Annotated in this window: 18 protein-coding genes; 10 read left to right on the top strand and 8 right to left on the bottom strand. The window is 58.6% G+C overall.

Annotated elements, in window-relative coordinates; all coding sequences use genetic code 11:
- Positions 1–316 precede the first annotated feature (316 nt).
- Together AB5Y86_RS02415 and AB5Y86_RS02410 are read right to left on the bottom strand one after the other, a co-directional pair.
- Positions 317–1,570, bottom strand: coding sequence for a tyrosine-type recombinase/integrase (locus tag AB5Y86_RS02415; RefSeq protein WP_368192049.1), 1,254 nt, complete (start codon positions 1,568–1,570; stop codon positions 317–319).
- A 378-nt stretch (positions 1,571–1,948) separates the two neighbouring features.
- The gene (locus AB5Y86_RS02410) at positions 1,949–2,251 is read right to left on the bottom strand and encodes a YebG family protein (RefSeq protein WP_368191992.1); all 303 of its coding nucleotides are present in this window, start codon (positions 2,249–2,251) and stop codon (positions 1,949–1,951) included.
- 170 nt (positions 2,252–2,421) lie between these two features.
- Here AB5Y86_RS02410 and AB5Y86_RS02405 point away from each other — a divergent pair, with 170 nt between their 5' ends.
- Positions 2,422–3,297 carry an esterase/lipase family protein gene (locus AB5Y86_RS02405; protein ID WP_368191990.1) on the top strand — a complete coding sequence of 292 codons (876 nt, stop codon included), beginning with the start codon at positions 2,422–2,424 and terminating at the stop codon, positions 3,295–3,297.
- Between the two features lie 90 nt (positions 3,298–3,387).
- Here the strand turns inward: AB5Y86_RS02405 and AB5Y86_RS02400 are convergent, their stop codons facing one another.
- Complete coding sequence (locus tag AB5Y86_RS02400) at positions 3,388–5,361, bottom strand: SDR family oxidoreductase (RefSeq protein WP_368191988.1); 1,974 nt, start codon at positions 5,359–5,361, stop codon at positions 3,388–3,390.
- Between the two features lie 248 nt (positions 5,362–5,609).
- Between AB5Y86_RS02400 and AB5Y86_RS02395 the strand changes: the two genes are divergently transcribed.
- The 4 genes from AB5Y86_RS02395 to AB5Y86_RS02380 all read left to right on the top strand — a co-directional run bounded on the left by AB5Y86_RS02395 (position 5,610) and on the right by AB5Y86_RS02380 (position 8,921).
- The gene (locus tag AB5Y86_RS02395) at positions 5,610–6,182 is read left to right on the top strand and encodes a phasin family protein (RefSeq protein ID WP_005333118.1); all 573 of its coding nucleotides are present in this window, start codon (positions 5,610–5,612) and stop codon (positions 6,180–6,182) included.
- Between the two features lie 94 nt (positions 6,183–6,276).
- Complete coding sequence (locus AB5Y86_RS02390; RefSeq protein ID WP_368191986.1) at positions 6,277–7,464, top strand: patatin-like phospholipase family protein; 1,188 nt, start codon at positions 6,277–6,279, stop codon at positions 7,462–7,464.
- A 1-nt stretch (position 7,465) separates the two neighbouring features.
- On the top strand, positions 7,466–8,107 hold the full coding sequence (locus tag AB5Y86_RS02385; RefSeq protein WP_005345492.1) for a TetR/AcrR family transcriptional regulator: 642 nt from the start codon (positions 7,466–7,468) through the stop codon (positions 8,105–8,107).
- 25 nt (positions 8,108–8,132) lie between these two features.
- Positions 8,133–8,921, top strand: coding sequence for a hypothetical protein (locus tag AB5Y86_RS02380; RefSeq protein WP_368191984.1), 789 nt, complete (start codon positions 8,133–8,135; stop codon positions 8,919–8,921).
- Between the two features lie 115 nt (positions 8,922–9,036).
- Here the strand turns inward: AB5Y86_RS02380 and AB5Y86_RS02375 are convergent, their stop codons facing one another.
- A complete protein-coding gene (locus AB5Y86_RS02375; RefSeq protein WP_219263906.1) occupies positions 9,037–10,467 on the bottom strand; it encodes a wax ester/triacylglycerol synthase family O-acyltransferase in 1,431 nt (476 codons plus the stop codon).
- A gap of 255 nt (positions 10,468–10,722) precedes the next feature.
- Complete coding sequence (locus AB5Y86_RS02370; protein ID WP_368191982.1) at positions 10,723–11,055, bottom strand: polyhydroxyalkanoic acid system family protein; 333 nt, start codon at positions 11,053–11,055, stop codon at positions 10,723–10,725.
- Between the two features lie 259 nt (positions 11,056–11,314).
- On the opposite strand from AB5Y86_RS02370, the gene AB5Y86_RS02365 reads away from it, so the two are divergent.
- Positions 11,315–12,043, top strand: coding sequence for a hypothetical protein (locus AB5Y86_RS02365; protein WP_368191980.1), 729 nt, complete (start codon positions 11,315–11,317; stop codon positions 12,041–12,043).
- Between the two features lie 99 nt (positions 12,044–12,142).
- On the opposite strand, the gene AB5Y86_RS02360 is transcribed toward AB5Y86_RS02365, so the two are convergent.
- The 3 genes from AB5Y86_RS02360 to prpB are packed head-to-tail and all read right to left on the bottom strand — an operon-like array spanning position 12,143 to position 15,624.
- Complete coding sequence (locus tag AB5Y86_RS02360; RefSeq protein ID WP_368191978.1) at positions 12,143–13,588, bottom strand: bifunctional 2-methylcitrate dehydratase/aconitate hydratase; 1,446 nt, start codon at positions 13,586–13,588, stop codon at positions 12,143–12,145.
- A gap of 10 nt (positions 13,589–13,598) precedes the next feature.
- Entirely contained in the window at positions 13,599–14,726 is a 1,128-nt protein-coding gene (gene prpC / locus AB5Y86_RS02355) for a 2-methylcitrate synthase (protein WP_368191976.1), read from the bottom strand.
- Positions 14,727–14,736: 10 nt separating this feature from the next.
- Positions 14,737–15,624, bottom strand: a complete 888-nt coding sequence (prpB, locus tag AB5Y86_RS02350; protein ID WP_139411816.1) for a methylisocitrate lyase — start codon at positions 15,622–15,624, stop codon at positions 14,737–14,739.
- Positions 15,625–15,771: 147 nt separating this feature from the next.
- On the opposite strand from prpB, the gene AB5Y86_RS02345 reads away from it, so the two are divergent.
- From AB5Y86_RS02345 to rsmF, 4 genes are all read left to right on the top strand, one after another.
- Complete coding sequence (locus AB5Y86_RS02345; RefSeq protein ID WP_005345516.1) at positions 15,772–16,398, top strand: paraquat-inducible protein A; 627 nt, start codon at positions 15,772–15,774, stop codon at positions 16,396–16,398.
- Entirely contained in the window at positions 16,382–16,984 is a 603-nt protein-coding gene (locus tag AB5Y86_RS02340; protein WP_005333132.1) for a paraquat-inducible protein A, read from the top strand. The genes AB5Y86_RS02345 and AB5Y86_RS02340 overlap by 17 nt, the downstream gene beginning before the upstream one ends.
- 55 nt (positions 16,985–17,039) lie before the next feature.
- Positions 17,040–19,592, top strand: coding sequence for an MlaD family protein (locus AB5Y86_RS02335; protein WP_368191975.1), 2,553 nt, complete (start codon positions 17,040–17,042; stop codon positions 19,590–19,592).
- A gap of 144 nt (positions 19,593–19,736) precedes the next feature.
- Positions 19,737–21,167: a 16S rRNA (cytosine(1407)-C(5))-methyltransferase RsmF gene (rsmF, locus tag AB5Y86_RS02330; protein ID WP_368191973.1), complete on the top strand. Its 1,431-nt coding sequence runs from the start codon at positions 19,737–19,739 to the stop codon at positions 21,165–21,167.
- Positions 21,168–21,252: the final 85 nt, after the last annotated feature.

Raw genomic sequence — 21,252 nt, 5'->3', positions numbered from 1 at the left:
GTTCAAACCGAATATGACTGCTTCCGGCATGTTACTTAGCTTTCGGCATCGGGTGTTCTCGGTGTTTCAGCAAGCAATTCTGTTTTTTGCTTCTCTGCTACGGGATAAATATGTATGCCGCAGATGGCAAGGAGCCTGTTCTGAATCATCCATGTGAGCCAAAAATATTTCCTGAACCGATTGCCATCCAGAGAAGTACAAAATCGCCGCACCTACTTCTATGACATCCCAAACAAGCCATTCTGTGTTCTAAGAGCAGTCAATAAAAATCAGGAATCATGTCACGTTGTTCATTAATTCTTGCGAGTGTTATCTCTCATTTTTGATTCAGTCGATCCAGCGGTTTTTGCTGGGCGCTCTCATGTCGTTCACTGTTGCTGGTGTGCAGGTATTTCGAAGTGGTGTCGATGCTGTCATGTCCTGCATCGGCTTGTACGTGGGAAAGCGGTCGCCCATGCAGGTTGATGTCATGGGTGATCCCGGTGTGGCGGATCGCATGGGGAGAGAGTTGCCGCATTTCGGCCGCATCCTGGACAAATCCATCCTGCTCTGCCAATTCTGCGCCTTTACCGATGATCACCATGATCAAATCCCGTAACTGGCGAATACCGAGATTGGCGTTTAGCTCGCCCTGCTCGCGGCCGTGGGCTGCCGCTTTATGACGAACGAACAGTGGCGTCTGTTCATCCGGTGTCGGCAAGGGAGGGAGACCGAGGAAACAGCGGTAGCGTTCGAGTGCCGTCAACAACGCTTGGGATACAGCTACGGTACGCCGTTTGCCCCCTTTGCTTTGCGGAATAAAGTAGCCCCAGACGCCGGTTTTGCGATCCCGCCTGAATTGCCCCATCACAGGTGTAAAGCCCGGCCGTGCTGCAACCTCAGAGATCCGCAGATAGCAGGCGTACATCAGAATGGTGAGAAAACGGCTGCGCTCATGCTGCTCCGGATGGTCGTTGGCAAGGGTATCGGCAGCTTGCATCACGTATGACCACTGCAACTCGCTGAAGGCCTGCACCTGATCATCGGCCTCCTGCTGTTGCGGCCGTTTGACCCGCTGCAGTAGCAGAGCGGGATTCCTGTCCATGTACTCCTCCTGGATCAGGAACTGGAAGAAGGCCGACAGGATGGCCAGCTTGGTCTTCATCGCCTGCTCGCTCAGGCGATAGGGCAAGGTGCGGCCCAGCTCCCGTTTGCCCAAAAACGGTCGCCATTGCGGATTGGGCAACCGCTCCCCCCACTCCTTGTCGAGGACAAATTGCGCCACGTTGCGATAGGCGATCAACACGTCAGGGGGGGACTGACAGTAGTCAAGATAGCGGATCATGATGCGGCGAGTGAGATCTTTCGGGCTGATGGCTGCCTCTCGAAAGCACCAGTGTAAAAAAGTGGTCAGTTCGCTGCGATAGGTTTTGTAGTTGTTTTCGCTGTTGCGCTGCTCTAGCAGCCAATCGACCGCCAGTTCGTAAACCAGCCCGGCATCGGGCACATCATTGAGGCTGAGGTTGGCAAGGTACTGATTGACCTGCGGATTGCCAGCTTCCAGATAGATAAGGCTGTCAAACAGCGGCATAGCTGGCGGCAAGGATAATGGTTGTTGAGTCATGGTGATGCTTGTTGATGCTGAGATGAATCGATATGAGCCTGTAAGCCGAGTTGCTAGAAAAGGGCTCGTGATACATGAATGCGGCTTCTATTGGGATTGGTACTACCTCTTGTTGTTGCTGATTAAGGTCACCGGGAGCGATCTAGATAACGTTCTCTCCACTGTTTGCTCATTATTTCCTCATAGATCTGGCTGGTGTCGCTCAGTGGTGCACGCTATTCAGTTATGCATGGGATATGCAGCATGGTTAAAAAATTCTCGGGGTAAATAGCCGTAAAAATGGTTTTAAATGCAAATAAAGTGAATGAGCTGAGCCATTTATCCCGAGAAATAAGGTCTGTGCAATCAAGCCACCTGTTTGAGTGGCTTCTCCTTGCGCTTGGCTGTTGGAGTCTCTTCCTCTTTCGTGCCAGCCTGAACCTTGCCGCCACGCAGCAGGGTTTGCAGCACATCACGCTGCTCTGCCAGGTAGAATGCCAGACTCTCTTGCTGCTCTGGTGCCAGCTCGATCGGGGCGCCAGCCAACAGGGTCATCAACTCATCGGCCGTATCCAGCAGCTTGTCATAGGCATCGGCCTCTTTTTTGCTGGCAAAGGTCATTTTTTCCACTCCCCCACGAACAACCACATATTTGATCTCGACAGCCATGATGGCCTCCTCTTGGTGATGATGGATAGAGTATATGTATGGATATACAGTATTGCAAATAACCTCACCAGAAAAGAGTTCGCCGGGGTTTAGCGACAAAAGCCGCGCTGGATCAAGCTGCCTCAAAGTGTCATTTGACTTCCACGCCAGACTGGTCGGATCATGGCCTTATGACGATCGTACGACACCTGTTTATTCTGCTGATGGTAGAGGTGCTGCTCCTCGGGAGTATCGCCCACTTGGTCGTGGGACTCCCCTGGTTGCTGACCCTGCTGTTTGTAGTGTTTGCCCTGCTTGGGTTGCGCTGTCTGGTGGTGCTCGGCAGCTGGCTGTTTACCCGCTTCTACCCCTCCCCGGCTATCGGCCCCTGGCGCAGGGTGAAGATGATGACGCAGGAGATGCTGGCCTACCTCTACACCTTCACCTTGTTGCTACCGTTCGAGCCTTTGCTGATGGCACCCGATCGGCTGCGTCCATGCCAGCGCCCCGTATTGCTGGTGCATGGTTACGGTTGCAGTCGCGGGATCTGGCGTACCCAGCGCTCCCGACTGGAGACCGCAGGCCATGTGGTTGCCACCATTACCCTGATGCCACCATTTGGTCATATCGATGAGATGGTGCCGCTGCTGGCCACCCGGATTGACGATGTGCTGGCGCAGACCGGGGCTGACAAGCTGGTGCTGGTCGGTCACAGCATGGGGGGGCTGGTCTGCCGCGACTATCTGGCTATCCATGGTGGTGACAAGGTCGTGCGCCTGATCACCCTGGCTACGCCTCATCAGGGCAGTCAGCTGGCCGCCCTTGGGCTTGGGGCCAATGCCCGCGAGATGGAGCCCGGTTCCGGCTGGTTGCAGCGTTTTGCCTCTGTGCCGCTTTGCGTGCCCGGCATCTCGGTGCGAACCAGTCACGACAATGTGGTGATGCCGCAGGAGCGGCAACGATTGGCGGGAATGGAAGATATCGAGTTGTCTGCCATTGGCCATCTCTCTCTGCTCTACTCCCGTCGCACGACTGATCTGCTGCTTGAGTTGTTGTCCCGAGTCTGACCCTCCTTATTCGTCCTTCAACTGTTATTCCAAATAAAACAGGGGCCTGATTGCTTAGGCCCCTGTTGATCTTTTTATCCCATCATCCGGTTAGAAGTGTATCCCCTTGATCAGGGTCGAGACGGCAACCTGATCGGCGGTCGCCTTGGACTTGTCGCCATCCTTGGGATCGGCAAAGGTGCGGAAGCTGGTGTTCATGATCACCTGCGCAACGCGAGGTGCCAGAGCGTGAACCACCTGGCCAAATACCCCGAGGCGAGTCGCCAGTCGCACATGCTTGTTGATGATGGTATCGCACACCAGATCGGCGGCCTCTTCCGGCGTCATCATCGGCACCTGCTCATAGACCTTGGTCGGTGCGACCATCGGCGTTTTCACCAGCGGCATATTGATGATGGAGAAGCTGACCCCCTTGTCGGCAAACTCGGAGGCGGCGGTACGCACCCAGGCATCGAGGGCCGACTTGGAAGCAACATAGGCGGAGAAGCGCGGCGCATTGGTCAACACCCCGATGGAGGAGATGTTGATGATGTGCCCTTTTTTCTTCTCAATCATGGTGGGCAGCACCCCCATGATCACCTTGAGTGCGCCGAAGTAGTTGAGCTGCATGGTGCGCTCCAGATCGTGGAAGCGATCGAAGGAGTCCTCGATGGAGCGGCGGATGGAGCGGCCGGCATTGTTGACCAGAATATCGACGCCACCGTGATCGGCCACGATGCGAGCGGTGATCTCCTCGGCCTGCGCCAGATTGGAGAGATCCCCCTGATAGATCTCGATGGTCAGCCCCAGCTCGGTAAACTCCGCTTTAGTCTCGGCAATCTTCTGCTCGTCGCGAGCGATGGTAACGACGTTGGCCCCCGCCCCCGCCAGCTTGCGTGCGGTTGCTCGGCCAATGCCGGAGGTGGCCCCGGTCACCAGCACCACCTTGCCCTCTACCCGACCACGCAGGGAGCGATCTATGAAGAGTTCGGGGTCAAGGTGGCGCTCCCAGTAATCCCACAACCGCCAGGCGTAGCTGTGCAGCGGCGGCACTTCGATACCGGTCCCTTTCAGTACCCGCTGGGTTTCGCGACTGTCGAAACGGGTGGGATAACTGATAAGGCGGAACACATCCTTGGGCAGACCCAGATCGGCGATGGCGGCATCGCGGATGCGGCGCACCGGCGCCATGGTCATCAGCATGGCGGTCAGGTGGCGGGGAATGAAGTTAAAGAGAGAGGCGTTGATGCGGATCGCAGGCTCTGGCGCATGGGCGGCGCGGGAGAAGGTGCTCAGCATATCGCCAACCCGCATCGGGTTGGGGTCGGTCAGGTGGAAGGTTTTGTTCTCCTCGCCCTCTTGATGGGCGATATGCACCATGGCATCGACCACAAAGTTGACCGGCACGATATTGATGCGCCCGCCCTCAACACCGATGGCCGGCATCCAGGGCGGCAGCAGACGGCGCAGCTTCTGGATGGTCTTGAAGAAGTAGTAAGGGCCGTCGATCTTGTCCATCTCGCCGGTATTGGAGTCACCGACAACGATCCCCGGTCGGTAGACCCGCCACGGAATAGTGCACTCGTTTCGCACAATCCCTTCCGCTTCGTGCTTGGTCTGGAAGTAAGGCATGTCGAGGTGTTCGGCCTCATCGAACATGTCCTCGCGAAACAGACCGTCAAACAGGCCCGCTGCAGCAATGGAGCTGCAGTGATGGAACTGCCCCGTCCCCAGCCGCTCGGCAAGTTGAACGGCTTGACGGGTCCCTTCGGTGTTGACCTGCTGCTGGATCCCGGCCTTGGCGTTGAGATCATAGATGGCAGCCAGATGGAAGAAGTGGTCGATCTTGCCGATCAACTGCTCCTGCATCTCGACCGACACCCCCAGCAGCGGTTGCGTCATGTCACCAAAAACCGGGACTGCACGCGATTCATCCACATTCCAGAATGCAAATAACTCCGGCAATTTATCCTGATGAGAGGCGCGCATCAGAAAATAGACGATACAGTCGGGATGCTGTTGGAATAACTTTTTGATCAATCGACGCCCGATAAAACCACTACCGCCAGTAATGAAATAGTTCATAAAGAGAATCCTGCTACTGATTAGGGTGTTACTAGGTTGTTAGATATATCACGATTCATATGGGAATCCGCAATTTGATTGTCGGTTCGTGAGCAAACCCTAATTTCGGTAGTGTGCCTGTTCCGTTATTAGGTAGAACCCTCTATTTTTTGTCCCTAGACTGAAGTTGAAAAATCAGTAATGCCACAACCCGATTGCAGTTTCGTTGTCGCCATTACATTTAACTGTCGTTATTCAAGGAGAAGATCATGGCTAAGAAATTGAAAGCGCTGGCAGGGTCAGTGACCGACAACCAACTCACCTCCACCATCAAGGAGTCCACCCAGCAGATCTGGTTGGCGGGTCTGGGTGCCTATGCCAAGGCGCAGGAAGAGGGTGGCAAGATCTTTGAAGCGCTGGTGCAGGAAGGTGAAGCGCTGCAAGCAAAAACCCGTCAGAGCGCAGATGAGAAGATTGCCGCTGTGACCGACAAGACCGCCAATACCTGGGGTCGTCTGGAGCAGGTGTTTGAAGATCGCGTGGCCCGCGCTGTGGCCAGCCTCGGCATTCCGACCCGCAAGGATATCGACAAGCTCTCCAAGCGCATGGCCGAGCTGACCGACGTGGTCCAGCAACTGCTGGATGCGCAGGAAGAGGAGGCTCCTGCCGCTGAAGCCAAACCGGCTGCAGCCAAAAAGCCCGCTGCCCGCAAGCCTCCGGTAAAGAAGGCACCGGTAGCCAAGGCTAAAGAGGCTGTGGTTGAGCAGGCCGCCGATCTCCTCTCCGCCGCTGAAGATGCGGTGAAAGAGGTGAAGGCCAAAGCAGAGAGCGTCCTGCCCTGATCCCTCGTGGTGACGGAAGGTGATTGATACCGGCCCATGCCCTGCGCTGGGCCGGTCTTGTCATGGTGAATGTCATGGATAGAGAGGCGACGCTATGAGTACCATCGCAATTGCCCTTGCTGGCGGCGGGCCGCTCGGCGGCATCTACGAGATCGGTGCCTGCGCAGCCCTCTCTGACAGCATCAACGGCCTGCGCCTTGATCATGCCGATATCTATGTTGGCGTCAGTTCGGGGGCCGTGGTGGCTTCGGCGCTGGCCAATGGCATCTCGCCGGCTAAGCTGGTGCGGATCCTGCTCAGCGATGATTCGGGGGAGATGTTTGACCCGGCCACCTTGCTGCGCCCCGCCTTTCGTGAATATGCCGACCGTCTGACCTCGATCCCGCCACTGGCGTGGCAGAGCCTGACCTATTATCTGGCGGCCCCCTGGAAGCGCAGCCTGTTTGAATCGCTGCAGGGACTCTCCAAGGCCATTCCGACCGGACTATTCGACAACCGCGGGGTGGATCGCACCCTGACCCAGTTTTTTTCTCGTCCCGGCCGCAGCAACGATTTCCGCCAGTTGCGCAGTCGACTGTTTGTGGTAGCCACCGAACTCGACACCGGTCATCCGGTCGCCTTCGGCAGCCCGGGGCTCGATGATGTGCCCATCTCGGCGGCGGTACAGGCGTCAGCCGCCCTGCCCGGTCTCTTTCCGCCCTCCTTGATCAACGGTCGTTACTATGTGGACGGGGCGCTGATCAAGACTCTGCACGCTTCGGTAGCGCTGGAAGAGGGGGCGGATCTGGTGTTCTGCATCAATCCGCTGGTGCCCTATGATGCGGACATGGCCGCCGGCACCCCGACCAATCTGGTGGACAGCGGTCTGCCGGTGGTACTGGCCCAGACCTTTCGCGCCATCATCCACTCCCGCATGCATGTGGGGATGGATCGCTACAAACACCAATATCCCGACGCCGACGCCCTGCTGTTTGAGCCCTCTTCTGCCGATGGCGAGATGTTCTTCACCAATGTGTTCAGTTACCGGGATCGCCGCCGTCTCTGCGAGCACGCTTACCAGCATACCCGCCGCGATCTCTGGCAGCGTCGTAACGAGCTGGCGCCGGTGCTGGCCAAGCATGGCCTCGAGTTCAATCTGGCCGCGCTGGCCGATGAAGATCGCACCCTGCTGGCCCCCGGCATTGGCTCAGTCGCCGCCCTCGACAAGTCGCTGGAGCAGTTGCAGCACTGGCTTGCCAAACGCTATCGCCACGGCGTGCGCCGTTCATCACCAAAGGAGTAGCATGGATCGCAAACCCAAACGTCGTACCCGGGAGCGGATCCTGACCACTGCCCTCGCCTGCTTCAATCGACAAGGGGAACCCAGCGTCACCACCTCGGCCATTGCGGCCGAGATGGAGATCAGCCAGGGCAATCTCTACTACCACTTCCACAACAAGGAGGAGATCGTCAACGCCCTGTTCTGCGAATTTGAACAGCAGATGGATCGCCTGCTGGAGGCGGTCAGCACCCCGTCCGATGAGCCAGAAGATATCTGGCTCTTTCTCCACCTGATGTTTGAAGCCATCTGGCAGTACCGTTTCCTCTACTACGATATCGCGACCCTGATGAGTGGGTATCATCAGGTGGAACAGCGCTTTTCCGCCCTGCTGCGCCGCAAGGAGCAGACCGCCATCGCCATTTGCAACCATCTGCAAACGGTCGGGCTGATGGAGGGCACGGCGCAACAGATGCGCACGCTGGCGGCCAATGTGGCGCTGGTGGGCACATTCTGGATCTCTTACCAGCGGGCACTGCATCCCAAGGCGGACGCCGATATCGCCCTCGGCGTCTTTCAGGTGATGCAGCTGGTCGCACCCTATTTGCGGGCCGATGCCCGCGCTCATCTGGGCGCCCTCGCCCATCACTACACCGACAAGGTTTGATTCACATGCTACAGGGAGAACAAGCATGACCACTTCACAACTCGAATTTGTCCCCTTCCCCTACGCGGATGCGGCCTATGAGTATGCTGGCCAGAAGCTGGCGGACAACTGGGATCGTCTCCATCAGGGGGATGCCGAACCCTGGCCCGAGGATGAGCAGGTACAGGATGCCTGGCGGGCCTATCATGCCGGGGATTTTGCCCGGGCCGTCGCTCTTGGTGAAGCGGCCGGTGAGGCGGGCCTCAATGTGGCGAACAAGGCGCTGGTGATCCACGCCAGCTACCTGCTGGAAGACAAGTATGCCAAGCGCGCCGCTTTCGAGCGGGCGGCCAGCCATGCCGAGAGGCTGCAAAAACGCCAGCCCAAGAACGCCAACGCCTGGTATTTCCATGCTCTGGCCCTAGGTCGCTACAGTCAGGTCATTTCCATCTCCAAGGCCCTCTCGCAAGGAATTGGCGACAAGATCAAGGCAAGCCTTGAGAAGGCGCTGGAGCTGGCGCCAGATCACGCCGAGGCCCATATCGCCTTTGGCGCCTGGCACGCGGAAATCGTCGACAAGCTGGGGGCCATGATCGGCGGCCTCACCTATGGCGCCAAGAAGGAGGAGTCCGAGCGCCACTTCAAGGAAGCGCTGACGCTGATCCCCGACTCCGCTATCGCCCGCATGGAGTACGCCAACGCTCAGGTAATGCTGCACGGCAAGAGCCGCCTGAAAGCGGCCGAAGCCCTCTATGCTGAAGCAGCCGAGTGCGAACCGATGGATGCCATGGAGCGCCTCGATGTGGAGGCGGCGCGGGAAGAGTTGGAGGATTAACCGCCACACTTGCCACGGATAGACAACAAAACAAGAGGCCAACCCACGGGTTGGCCTCTTTTATGATGGGTGCAGTCCGGTTGGCTACGCCGTCACTGGTCGCTCAAATGCTCGCTCAACCGAGCAGCGCATCCAGTCCGTTGGGGTCAAACAGCAGCTCCGGCTCCATCAGCACCAGCAACAGCAGTTGTTCGAACTCCACCGCAAACCGCTCGACCACCCGATCCGGATCCGGAACCAGCTTCTTGTCGGTGATAAGGCCAAGCTGCACCTTGTGATCGTAAGAGAGGATGGAGACGCCGACGCCGATATCCCCCGATTGCGGCACCCAGAACAGCGGCTGACGCAATTTTGCTCCAGCCAGATAGAGGGTCTGCTGCGGGCCGGGCACGTTGGTGATCACCGCGCTGGCCTTGGCCGTGAGCAGCTCGACTGCCTGCTGCTGCACCGCATTGGGTGCCATGCCAAGGGCATGTAACAGGTTGAGCACCACCACGGGTTGCAGCGAGGTGCGCAGCGCCTGCATCCGGTCACGCACGGTATAGAGCCGCTGCAACGGGTGTTCAACATCCAGTGGCAAGTCCAGGGCCACCAGCCCGAAGCGGTTGCCAAGAGCCCCCTCATCATCCGGCGCACGCATATTGACTGGCACCAGGGCGCGGATCTTGACCTTGTTGGCATCATCCCCCTTCTCCTGCAGGTAGTGGCGAAACGCCCCTGCGGTGGCGGCGATCAGCAGATCGTTGACCGAGCAGCCCAGCACCTTGCCCACGGCCTTGATATCCGGCAGATCAATTTGTTCCGACCAGGCCACCCGCTTGGTGCTGGTGGTCTTGCCACGCAGGCGGCAGGGGGAGTCATCACCGAGGGTGGCGATATTGCACAGCTCGCTAGCCACATCCCGCCCGGTCTTGAGGTAATCCACCGCCTTGGTGGGATGGGTGACCACTTCGACATATTTGGACCAGAGGCTACCGGTCAGCTTGAGACCGGCCCGCACCAGACGGCTGCCCTGGTGGCAATCTTCCTCATCCTCGTCATCGCTGTCATCCAGTGGCTCCGGTGACGGTGGTCGCGGCGCCCCTTCCGGGGTGTTATCCATCATGGTCAGCATGGCCCGCACCAGCGAGAAGCCATCGCCCATGGCGTGGTGAATGCGCACCACCAGCGCTTGCCCACCCAGCGAAGTGTCGGTCAGGTGCATATCCCACAGGGGGCGCTGGTGGTTGAGCGGCGTCGAGGCGAGATCGGCCACCAGCTTCTCCAGCTCCAGCTTGCCCGCTTCACCCGGCAGGATCACTCGCTTGAGGTGTTGATCGAGATCGAAATCGGGATCATGGCGCCAGTAGTAGGAGCCCCCTTCCAGCACGGCCCGCTGGTGGAAGCGGGGTTGCACCGAAATGGTGTGGCGTAATCCGGCCCGCAGACGCGTTTCATCAAGCTCTCCTTCAAACATCAGGACACCGATGATCTGCATCAGGTTGTTGGGTCTGTCCATGCGTAACCAGGCGGTATCGACGCAGGAGATAAATTCACTCAGTGGCATGGTTGTTTCCCTACAAAATGAATTTACCGAGACGGCAAATTGCTCCTGCCCTCATATCCGGATGAAGACTTGATGCAATCGGAATGACATTAAAGAGTGCCGACTCGAAATATGAAATAAAGATGAAAGATTACTTACAAAATATAATTTAGACCTCACCGGATAATAAATCTGACAAACCTTATGGCTTGCCAACTTATTTCAAACAACCATCGTTTACAGCTGGTTTATTTAAAGCCAGTGCAACGAAAAGTTTCAAACACGTTTGGGGCAAGGTAAGCGATTATCGACATAATCGAGGATCTCTTGCTCCAGTACGCTGCGTACCGGCAACAGCATCAAACCAAGATGCACTTCCAGTTCCAGGTTCTCATCGTCCAGGGTGAGAGTGCCATGTACCCCTGAGCCGCGAAAACGAAGCTCGGTCTCCTCTTCATCTGCCCATTCGCAATCGAGTTGATAGCTCTCGCTCATGTCCGCAGCGATGGCTTCGGCCGCGAGCCGGGCGGCGGCCAATCCCAGCGGATGCTGACGGCTGATCTGGATGGTAGAGAGTGCGCTGCTGCCAGCGAGCGAGTTGAAGAACATGGTCGTTACTCTGGGTCATAAGTTAGTTATTGATATTAAACACATGTTCACAACAAATGAAAGGATGGTTCACATAAATGGGACTCACTTAACAGAGTCGAGAGGGATGCAGGCCATCAGCGGGGCATGGCATTTATTCCCTCCCCCGTGCGCGCTACACTTGTCACGGAACGGTCAGCAAAAGCTGCTTGTTTTTCATTCACTTGTATCTTCGTATCACCCAATCCCCATCAATGGGCCCAAGGCCAGAGAGCTGTAGATGACGCATCAAGAACATGCCCACGACGACGATAGCACCCTGGGTCGGCTCTACCGCCAGCTCAAACGGGTTGCAACCTTGCGCGAGCAGATGCGTGCTCACCCGGAAGATCAGCAGGATCGGGATCGGCTACGCCAGTGGCAGGCCGACCGGTTGGGGCGGACCCATCGTGATCTGCTGGAGAGTGACCGCTACGGCCCTGCCGCCGAGTTTTTCCTGACCGATCTCTATGGCCCGGGGGATTGTGCCCGCCGCGATGCGGACGTGATGCGGGTGATGCCGACCGCCGAGCGGCTGTTGCCGGAGTCCGGCCTCAAGGTGCTGGCGCAGGCGATCGAGCTTGATGCCCTCTCCGAAGAGCTGGATTACCTGATGGTGGTGGCGCTGCGGCGCATTGATGGCATTGATCCCATCACCCCGGACCACTACACCATCGCCTATCGTGCCGTGGGTGAACAGGCGCGCCGGGAACATCAGATTGCGCTGGTGAGCGAGCTTGGGATGACGCTGGACAGGCTGGCGAGAAAGCCACTTCTGGGGGCAACCCTCAAGCTGGTGTCTGGTCCCGCCCATCTTGCGGGACTTGGCGAGCTCTTCTCCTTTGTCGAGCGCGGCTATCAGGTGTGTCATCAGATGGGGCGTGCCAACGAGTTTCTCGAGACCATCGCCAGTCGCGAGACGGCCATCATGACGGCGCTCTTTAACGGCGACAGCCGTGCGCTTGGGTAAGGCTTATCGAGGGATAAGCCGCCAGAATAACAAAGCGGGCCGATGAGCCCGCTTTTCGTTTATCACTGTTTGCCGATATGTTGGCCAATGCAAGAGCGATCAGATCACCAACAGATCCATAAAGGCATGTACCGGGGTGGCGGCAAGGCGAGGCCCATCCTGACAGAGGGCCAAAATGTCGTTGACCCGTTTGGCTGGGAAGCGGGTGGCCAGATTGTGCTGGAATTTCTCCACCAGCAGCGGGATCCCCTCCTCCCGACGGCGACGATGGCCGACCGGATACTCCACCTCCACCTTGGCGGTGTGAGTGCCGTCCTTGAAGAAAATCTGGATGGCGTTGGCAATGGAGCGCTTGTCCGCCTCCAGATATTCGCGGCTGTAACGCTTGTCCTCCTGCACCACCATCTTGCCGCGTAGCGCGTCGATGCGGGGATCGGCAGCAACATCGTCCTCGTAATCCTCGGCAATGAGGCGACCGAAGATGAGCGGCACCGCCACCATGTATTGCAGGCAGTGATCCCGATCGGCCGGGTTGTTGAGGGCGCCGACCTTGCTGATGATGCGAATGGCCGACTCATGGGTGGTGAGTTCAATACGGTCTATCTCATCCAGCCGCCCCTTCACCTGACCGTGCAGCTTCATGGCGCACTCCACCGCGGTCTGGGCATGGAACTCGGCGGGATAGGAGATCTTGAACAGCACGTTTTCCATCACATAGCTGCCGTACCCTTGATGCAGGGCGAACTGATTGCCCTTGAACAGCACGTTGTAGAAACCCCACTTGGGCGCGCTCAGTACGCCTGGATAGCCCATCTCGCCGCTCATGGTGATAAGGGCGAGGCGCACCGCGCGAGAGGTGGCATCCCCCGCCGCCCAGCTCTTGCGCGACCCTGCATTGGGGGCATGCCGGTAGGTACGCAGGCTCTGGCCATCGACCCAGGCCTGGGAGATCGCATCGATCACCTGATCGCGGGTGCCACCCAGCATGTGAGTCACCACGGCGGTGCTGGCGACCTTGACCAGTACCACGTGATCGAGACCGACCCTATTGAAGGAGTTCTCCAGCGCCAGCACCCCCTGAATTTCGTGGGCTTTGACCATGGCCACCAGCACATCTGCCATGGTGAGCGGCGCCTTGCCCTCGGCCACGCGAGTACGGGAGAGCCAGTCGGCAGTGGCGAGAATACCGCCCAGATTGTCGGAGGGGTGGCCCCACTCGGCGGCCAGCCAGGTGTCGTTGTAATCGAGCCAGCGGATGATGGCGCCGATATCCCAGGCCGCCTTGACCGGATCGAGGCAGAGCTGGGTACCGGGCACCCGGGCGCCGTGGGGTACGAGGGTGCCGGGTACGATGGGGCCAAGGTGTTTGGTGCACTCGGGAAAGCGCAGGGCCAGCAGGCCACAGCCAAGGGTGTCCATCAGGCAGTAGCGGGCGGTGTCGAGAACCGCCTCGCAGGTTACGGGGTGGTTGCAGACATAATCGGCAATATCGACCAGTACCTGATCGGGCTCGGGTCTGTGGTTGACGTCGACGTTGGCGGACATCGTGATTTCCTTATCGTTGTTGTAGAGAGACAAAGTGACGGGGGGCCGGGCCGACATAATCGGCGCTCGGGCGGATGATCCGGTTGTGCTCGCGCTGCTCCATCACGTGGGCGCACCAGCCGGTGACCCGCGAGCAGACGAAGATAGGCGTGAACAGCTTGGTTGGGATCCCCATGTAGTGATAGGCGCTGGCATGGAAGAAGTCGGCATTGGGAAAGAGCTCTTTTTCTTCCCACATCACCTTCTCCGCCTCGCAGGAGACGCGATAGAGGCGATCATCCCCCACCGCCTCGGCAAGTTTGGCCGACCACTCCTTGATGATGACGTTGCGCGGATCCGAGGTGCGGTAGATGGCGTGGCCAAAGCCCATGATCTTCTCCTTGGCCGCCAGCTTGGCCAGCAGTTCGCGCCTTGCCTGCGTCTCGTCTTGCCAATCTTCGATCATCGCCATGGCTGCCTCGTTGGCGCCGCCATGGAGCGGGCCGCGCAGGGTGCCGATGGCGGCGGTGATGCAGGAGAACATGTCGGAAAGGGTCGAGGCGCAGACTCGCGCGGCAAAGGTGGAGGCGTTGAACTCATGCTCGGCGTAGAGGATAAGGGAGACATGCATCACCCGCCTCTCCAGCTCGCTTGGCGCCTTCTGGTGCAGCAGGGCCAGAAAGTGGCCGCCGATACACTCCTCGTCGCTGTCGAGGGCGATGCGAACTCCCTCGTGGCTGAACTTGTACCAGTAGATCAGAATGCCCGGAAAGGCGGCCAGCAGCCGATCCGCCACTTCGTGTTCATGCTCGAAACCATCTTCCGGCTCCAGATCGCCGAGCATGGAGCAGCCGGTACGCAGCACATCCATCGGATGAGCATCGGCGGGAATGCGCTCCAGTACCTCCAGCAGAGCCGTCGGCAAAGTGCGCAGGCGACGCAGTTCGCGCTTGTACGCGTCAAGCTGCTGCTCACCGGGCAACTCCCCCTTGAGCAGCAGATAGGCGACCTCCTCGAACTGGGCGCTATCGGCCAGCTCCTTGATGTCATAGCCGCGATAAGTAAGACCGGTGCCGCTCTTGCCCACGGTGCAGATACTGGTCTCCCCCGCACTCTGCCCGCGCAGACCGGCCCCGCCCAACGGTTTTTGCTGTCCCATAAGCTGCCTCCTATTCCTTGGCTGTAAACAGACGATCCAGTGTCTGCTCGTAGTGGTGATATCCGAGGAAGTCGTAGAGTGACTCCCGGGTCTGCATGGTCTCCACGACGGCCCGTTGATGGCCATCCTGGCGAATATGGTGATAGACGTTGAGGGCGGCCTGATTGGCGGCCCGGTTGGCACTCAAGGGGTAGAGCACCATATCGACCCCGTGGGCGGCCAGTTGCTCTTTATCAAACAGCGCGGTTTTGCCGAACTCGGTCATATTGGCGAGGATCGGCACTTTGGCCGCCTGCTTGAACTGGTCGTACTGGGCAAGCTCGGTCACCGCCTCGGCGAAGATCATGTCGGCACCGGCGGCCACATAGGCGGCAGTGCGTTCAAGAGCCGACTCCATCCCCTCCACCGCCAGTGCATCGGTGCGGGCCATGATGACGAACTCGCTATTCTCGCGGGCATCCACTGCCGCCTTGATGCGATCGCACATCTCTTCAAGCGTGACCACCGCCTTGTTGGGGCGATGACCACAGCGCTTCTGGGCCACCTGATCTTCCATATGGACGGCGGCAACACCGGCCCGCTCAAACGCGCGAATGGTGCGGGCGATATTGAATGCCCCGCCCCAGCCGGTGTCGATATCAACCAGAAGCGGCACACGGGTCGCCGCTGTGATCCGCTCGGCATCGATCAGCACATCGTTGAGGGAGGTCATGCCGAGATCCGGCAAGCCGTAGGAGGCATTGGCTACCCCGGCGCCGGAGAGATAGAGGGCTTGAAAACCGCTGCGCTCGGCCATCAGCGCCATATAAGCATTGATGGTGCCGACGATCTGCAAGGGATGTTCATTGGCAAGGGCGGTGCGAAAGCGCAAGCCTGCCGAGGGGGACAAACTGGACATCATGACTCCTTTCACCTGTCTAGTCTGGCTATCTAATATCACGTTTACGTTAACGTCAATTATACTTTCGTAACATTCCGGCCGCAGGCAAGACAGGAAACCGGTTTTAGGGTAAATTTCACCAATTCCTTCAACAGGTTGAATTGTATGATGGAGCCCGGTTCCGTAATTGTCTGTCCGGCGTGCGACTTGCTGATCCAGCGCAAAGCACTGCCGCTGCGTCGCCATGCCCACTGCCCGCGTTGTCACCAACATCTCTATGGCCGTTATGCCTTTCGTCCCTCCCAGTTGATGGCCCTGACCATCACCGGATTTCTGCTGCTGCCCTCCGCCTTTTTTGAACCGCTGATATATCTGCGGCTGGCTGGGGTCAACACCGACGCCGACCTGCTGCGCGGTATTCTGGTGCTGTTTGGCGAAGGTGAATGGTGGGTAGCCAGCCTGGTGCTCTGGTGCGCCGTGTTGGCGCCGGTGGGATTATTGGCGGGGATCTTTGTGCTGGCTTCGGGTCTGGCCAAACGTTGGCACATTCTTCCCGTCACCTTGAAGCTGGTCGAGGTGTTTCGCCACTGGGCCATGCTGGAGGTCTATATCGTCAGCCTGCTGGTTGCCCTGTTCAAACTGATCGACATCGCCGATGTGCGCCTAGGTGGCGGCTTGCTCAGCCTCGGTATTCTGATGCTGCTCAACATGACCCTGCTGATCCTGTTTGACCCCGCCCCCTACTGGGCGAGGATCCCGTTAAAGGAGCCGGAACATGACCAGCGCCCGTGAGATGGGGCTCTGCCGCTGCCATACCTGTGGTTTGCTGGTGCGCTATCAAGCCGGGGCAGTCTGCCCCCGTTGCAGCAGCAAATTGCAGGTGCGCATTCCCCGCTCCCTCGCCTGGTCGTGGGGCTTGCTGGCGCTCGCCACCTTCATGTTGCTGCCTGCCAATCTGTTGCCCATTACCCATTTCTACAACAAGGGGTTACTGCAGTCAGATACCATCTTCAGCGGTATCATGATGCTCTATCGCAGCAAAATGAGCGGGATTGCCACCATAGTCCTCACCGCCAGCATACTGGTGCCGGTGGGCAAAATATTGGGTCTGGGCTGGATCTGCTGGCAATTGCAGCGGGCCAAGCCGGTGCGGCGCAAGCGCCAGCTGGTGATGTATCGGGTGATCGATTTTATCGGTCGCTGGTCAATGCTGGACTTGTTCGTGATTTCGCTGATGGTGGCACTGGTCGATCGTGGTGTGCTGCTGAGTGTTCGCGCAGGCCCGGGGGCCACCGCCTTTGCCGGTGTGGTCGTGCTGACCATGATGTCGGCCCGCATGCTCGATACCCGTTTACTGTGGGACAAGGCGGCCCGTTGATGATTTCTCTGTTTTTGTCTGATGTGCTGTTTAATCCAGCCAATAAGGAGTCACTATGATCGGGGCTGAACCCGTCATCGAAAAGCGCCGCTGGTTATCGCCGGTCTGGCTGTTACCCCTGATAGCCCTGCTGCTTGCAGGTGGCTTTCTCTATCAGCAGGTATTGAGCCGTGGCCAGCTTATCCAGATCAACTTCGCCCAGGGCAACGGCATCTTGCCGGGTAAAACCCAGGTTCGTTATCAGGGGGTGGCCATCGGCGTTGTGCAGGAGCTGGAGCTGGCTGAAGATGGCCGCAAGATTGCGGTGATGGCCAAGATTGACAGCCGTGCCAGACCGCTGATCCGCAAGGGATCCGACTTCTGGCTGGTGAGCCCCAAGGCGTCGCTCACCGAGATCTCCGGCCTCGATACCCTGGTCTCCGGCAACTACATCAACCTGCAACCGGGGCGTGAAAGCAATCCGCTGGAGGAGACCTTCGATGCACTGGAGGGCCCTCCTCCCGGCTATCAGGCTCAGGGTCGCATGCTGCACCTGACCGCCGATTCGCTGGGTTCGGTGGGGATTGGTGCCAAGCTCTATTTCCGCGGTATCGAGGTGGGCAGCGTCATCAATACCCGCCTGGGTCAGGACAACCAGAACGTCATTCTGGATCTGGTGATCGAGCCGCGTTTCGAACATCTGGTCAAAGCCGATACCCGCTTCTGGAATATCAGCGGTATCAAGGGCTCCTTCAGTCTGGCTGGCGTCAACGTGGAGGCCGGCAGCCTCACCTCCATCCTGAGCGGCGGCATTGCCTTTGACTCACCCAAAGATTCACCGGAGCCGGAGAAGGGACAGACCTTCGTCCTCTATAAAGGGCTGGCGGAAGCGGCGCGTGGCGAGCGTATCGACATTGCGGCTGGCGATCTTCCGGTCAAGGAGGGGATGCCCATCCTCTATGAGGGGATCGAGATCGGTCGTATCGACCCCATTCGCCTTACCGATAAAGGCCGGGTGGTCACAGCGCTGATCAACCCGGAGCAGGCTTATCGCATTACCGACAAGAGTCAACTGGTGTGGGAGAGCGTCTCCCTCTCCGCGACCGGCGTGCAGCATGCAGATCGCCTGCTCTCCGGCCCGGCCATTCGCCTCGACTATGTGGCGGGCAAACCGGTAGAGAAGATGACACTTACCGATCGCGCGCCCCAGAGCGGCACCAAGGTGACGCTGCAGGCTGACGATCTGGCGGGGCTCAATCAGGATGCACCTGTCTGGTACAAGGGATTGCAGGTGGGCCGCATCAGCCAGCTCACCCTGGATGCGCGCGGCAATGCCAGCGTCGAGCTGGTGATGGCGCCGAACTATGGTCATCTGCTCAACCGTGCCCGCTTCTATCGCGCCGCCCCGTTGCAGATCGATGCCGATCTTAGTGGCATCAAAGTAGAAACCAGTCCGGCCAGTGCCTGGCTGGGGGGCGGGATCAAGCTGGTACAAGCCAGCAGTGGCGAGCGGATTAACCGTCTCTACCCCAGTCAGGAGCTGGCTCTGCTCGGCACCCGTGATGCCAAGCCCCAGCGCTGGTTGCTCAAAGCAGATCAGGCCGATGGCATTGGCATTGGCTCGCCTGTGCTCTATCTGGGGCTGGAAGCGGGCAAGGTCAAACAGCTACGCGCCGCCAAAGAGGGGGTCGAGATCGAACTCGAGATTGATGGGGTCTATGCTCCCCTCCTCGCCCAGCAACCCCAGTTCTGGAAAAAACCGGCCATCGACACCAAGGTGCGGGTCGATGGGGTGCAGGTCAAGGTGGGCAACCTCGGTACCTTGCTGCGCGGCGCCATCGAGTTCGATCGGTTGGCCAATGGCCGCAGCAGTCATCAACTGTTCGATTCCAGGGAGCAAGCAAAGGCCAAGGTGCGCCAGCTGTCACTGGTGGCAGAGAGCAATCCGGGGCTCGGGATTGGCAGCCCGATCCGCTATCGCGGTGTCGATATCGGCAAAATTGAAGAGATCGAGCTGGAGCCGTCACTGGGTCAGGTGATCTTCAAGGCGGAACTCGATGGCCACTACGCCGAGCGTTTCCTGCAGTCCGGCGCCCGCTTTACTCTGGTGCAGGCCAAGCTGGGGCTGGGCGGTGTCGCTCACCTCGATACCCTGATCAAGGGGGCGTTTGTAGAAGCACAACCCGGTAAAGGCGCTGGCAAAGAGCTTTTCCCTTTGAGTCAGGTCGGCCCGGTGGGTCTGGCCCTGACCCTCAAGAGCCCCTCCGTCAATGGCCTGAGCGTCGGTAGCCCGCTGCTGTTTCGCAAGATGGTAGTGGGCAGTATCACCAAGGTGGCGCTGGCTCGGGATGGCAGCGAGGTGGTGATCGACGTTAACGTGGATCAGGAGTATGCCCATTTGGTGCGGGCCAACTCCCGTTTCTGGAATGTCTCCGGGGTCAAGGCGGATATCGGCCTGACCGGGGGTACCATAGAGGTCGAGACAGTACAGAGCCTGCTGGCCGGCGGCATCGCCTTCAATACGCCGGAGAGAGAGATGGGGCCAACCGTCAAGGCAGGACACAGCTATCCGCTCTACGGCAAGGCCGAGAAAGAGTGGCTGGAGTGGAGTCCGCGTATCCAGCCCTGATCTCTTCCCTTTGTATCTCATCCAAGCCCGGCACAGTGCCGGGCTTTTTTATATTCCGGTGCCTGTTGATAGGGTTCAGATTCAGAATATTCTTAGCCTTGTGGTAGGATATCGCCCCTCTTTTTCGGTCAACGAGACGGCACAGTGCACGACAACACCTTCCTTCCCGATTACTTTTTACGCCACATTGCGGCCATCATGCCGGCCCATCTCTCGATGGATGAGTTTGTGGCCAGTTGTCGACGTCCGCTGCGCCGCAGCATTCGGGTCAATACCTTGAAGGTCGCCGTCTCAGATTTCGTCGCCCTGATGGAGCCACTGGGTTGGCAGCTTGACCCTGTGCCCTGGTGTGATACCGGCTTCTGGCTGACCCGCAGCGATGAAACCGTCCCACTTGGCAACACCGCCGAGCACTTGAGCGGGCTCTTCTACATTCAGGAAGCGAGCTCCATGCTGCCGGTGACGGCACTCTTTGCCAGCGACAAGATCAAGGCGGATGGCATGTTGCTGGATGCGGCGGCGGCCCCCGGCTCCAAGACCACCCAGATCGCGGCCCTGATGAACAATCAGGGAATGTTGGTGGCCAACGAGTTTTCCAGCAGCCGGTTGAAAGTGCTTAGCGCCAATATCCAGCGCTGCGGGGTGACCAATGTGGGCATGACCCATTTTGATGCCAAGGTTTTTGGCCAGTGGTTGCCTGAGACCTTCGACGCCATCCTGCTAGACGCCCCCTGCTCCGGTGAAGGGACGGTGCGAAAAGATGAAGATGCATTGCGCAACTGGAGTATCGAGAGCATCGACGAGATTGCGGCGGTGCAACAAGGGTTGCTGGAGAGCGCCTTCCATGCCCTGAAACCGGGTGGTGTGCTGGTCTACTCCACCTGTACCTTGAGTGAGCAGGAGAATCAGGCGGTCTGCCAATCCTTGCTGGACAAGTTTGGCGATGCCTTGAGTTTTGATTCGTTGGCAGACCTGTTCCCTCATGCAGAGCAGGCCTGCACATCCGAGGGATACCTGCACGTTTGGCCCCAGATCTTCGACAGTGAAGGCTTTTTCGTCGCCAGATTGCGCAAGCATCACTCGGTGCCCAACACCATGTTCAAGCCGGGAAAGCTGGGTAAATTCCCTTTTGCGCCGCTTCCTGCCAAAGAGGCGGAACCCATATTGCGCGAGATCGAAGCCAACTTCGGGGTGGCACCGCAGGGTCAGCTGTTTGGCCGCAATGACGAGATCTGGCTCTTCCCCCAGCGGTTTGATCAGGTGCAGGACAAGCTGCGTTTCGATCGCATCGGCATCAAGTTGGCCGAAACCTTCAAGAAAGGTTATCGCCTCACTCATGAGTGGGCATTGGCCTATGGCGATAAAGCGAGCAAGGGCGTGGTTGAGCTGGATAGCGCCAATGCGCGGGAATTCATGATGGGGCGGGACGTCTGGCCAGAGCAGGATGCTGGCGCTGGCGAGGTGATCGTCCGCTATCAGGGGCATACCCTGGGGATGGGGAAATGGGTGGGGAGTCGGGTCAAGAATGCCCTCCCCCGCGAGCTGGTGCGTGACAACAATCTGTTCAATGCCTAGTGGGTTGTTCGGTGCATAAGCACTTGAACGAGTCTGAAATACCCACACTCTGGTTGAACTTTTCTTCGGATCTTGAAAAGCCTTG

Origin of the sequence: Aeromonas sp. s8 (assembly GCF_040907785.1) — a bacterium.
Taxonomy (GTDB): domain Bacteria; phylum Pseudomonadota; class Gammaproteobacteria; order Enterobacterales; family Aeromonadaceae; genus Aeromonas; species Aeromonas veronii.
This window is presented reverse-complemented; position numbering and strand designations above follow the sequence as displayed.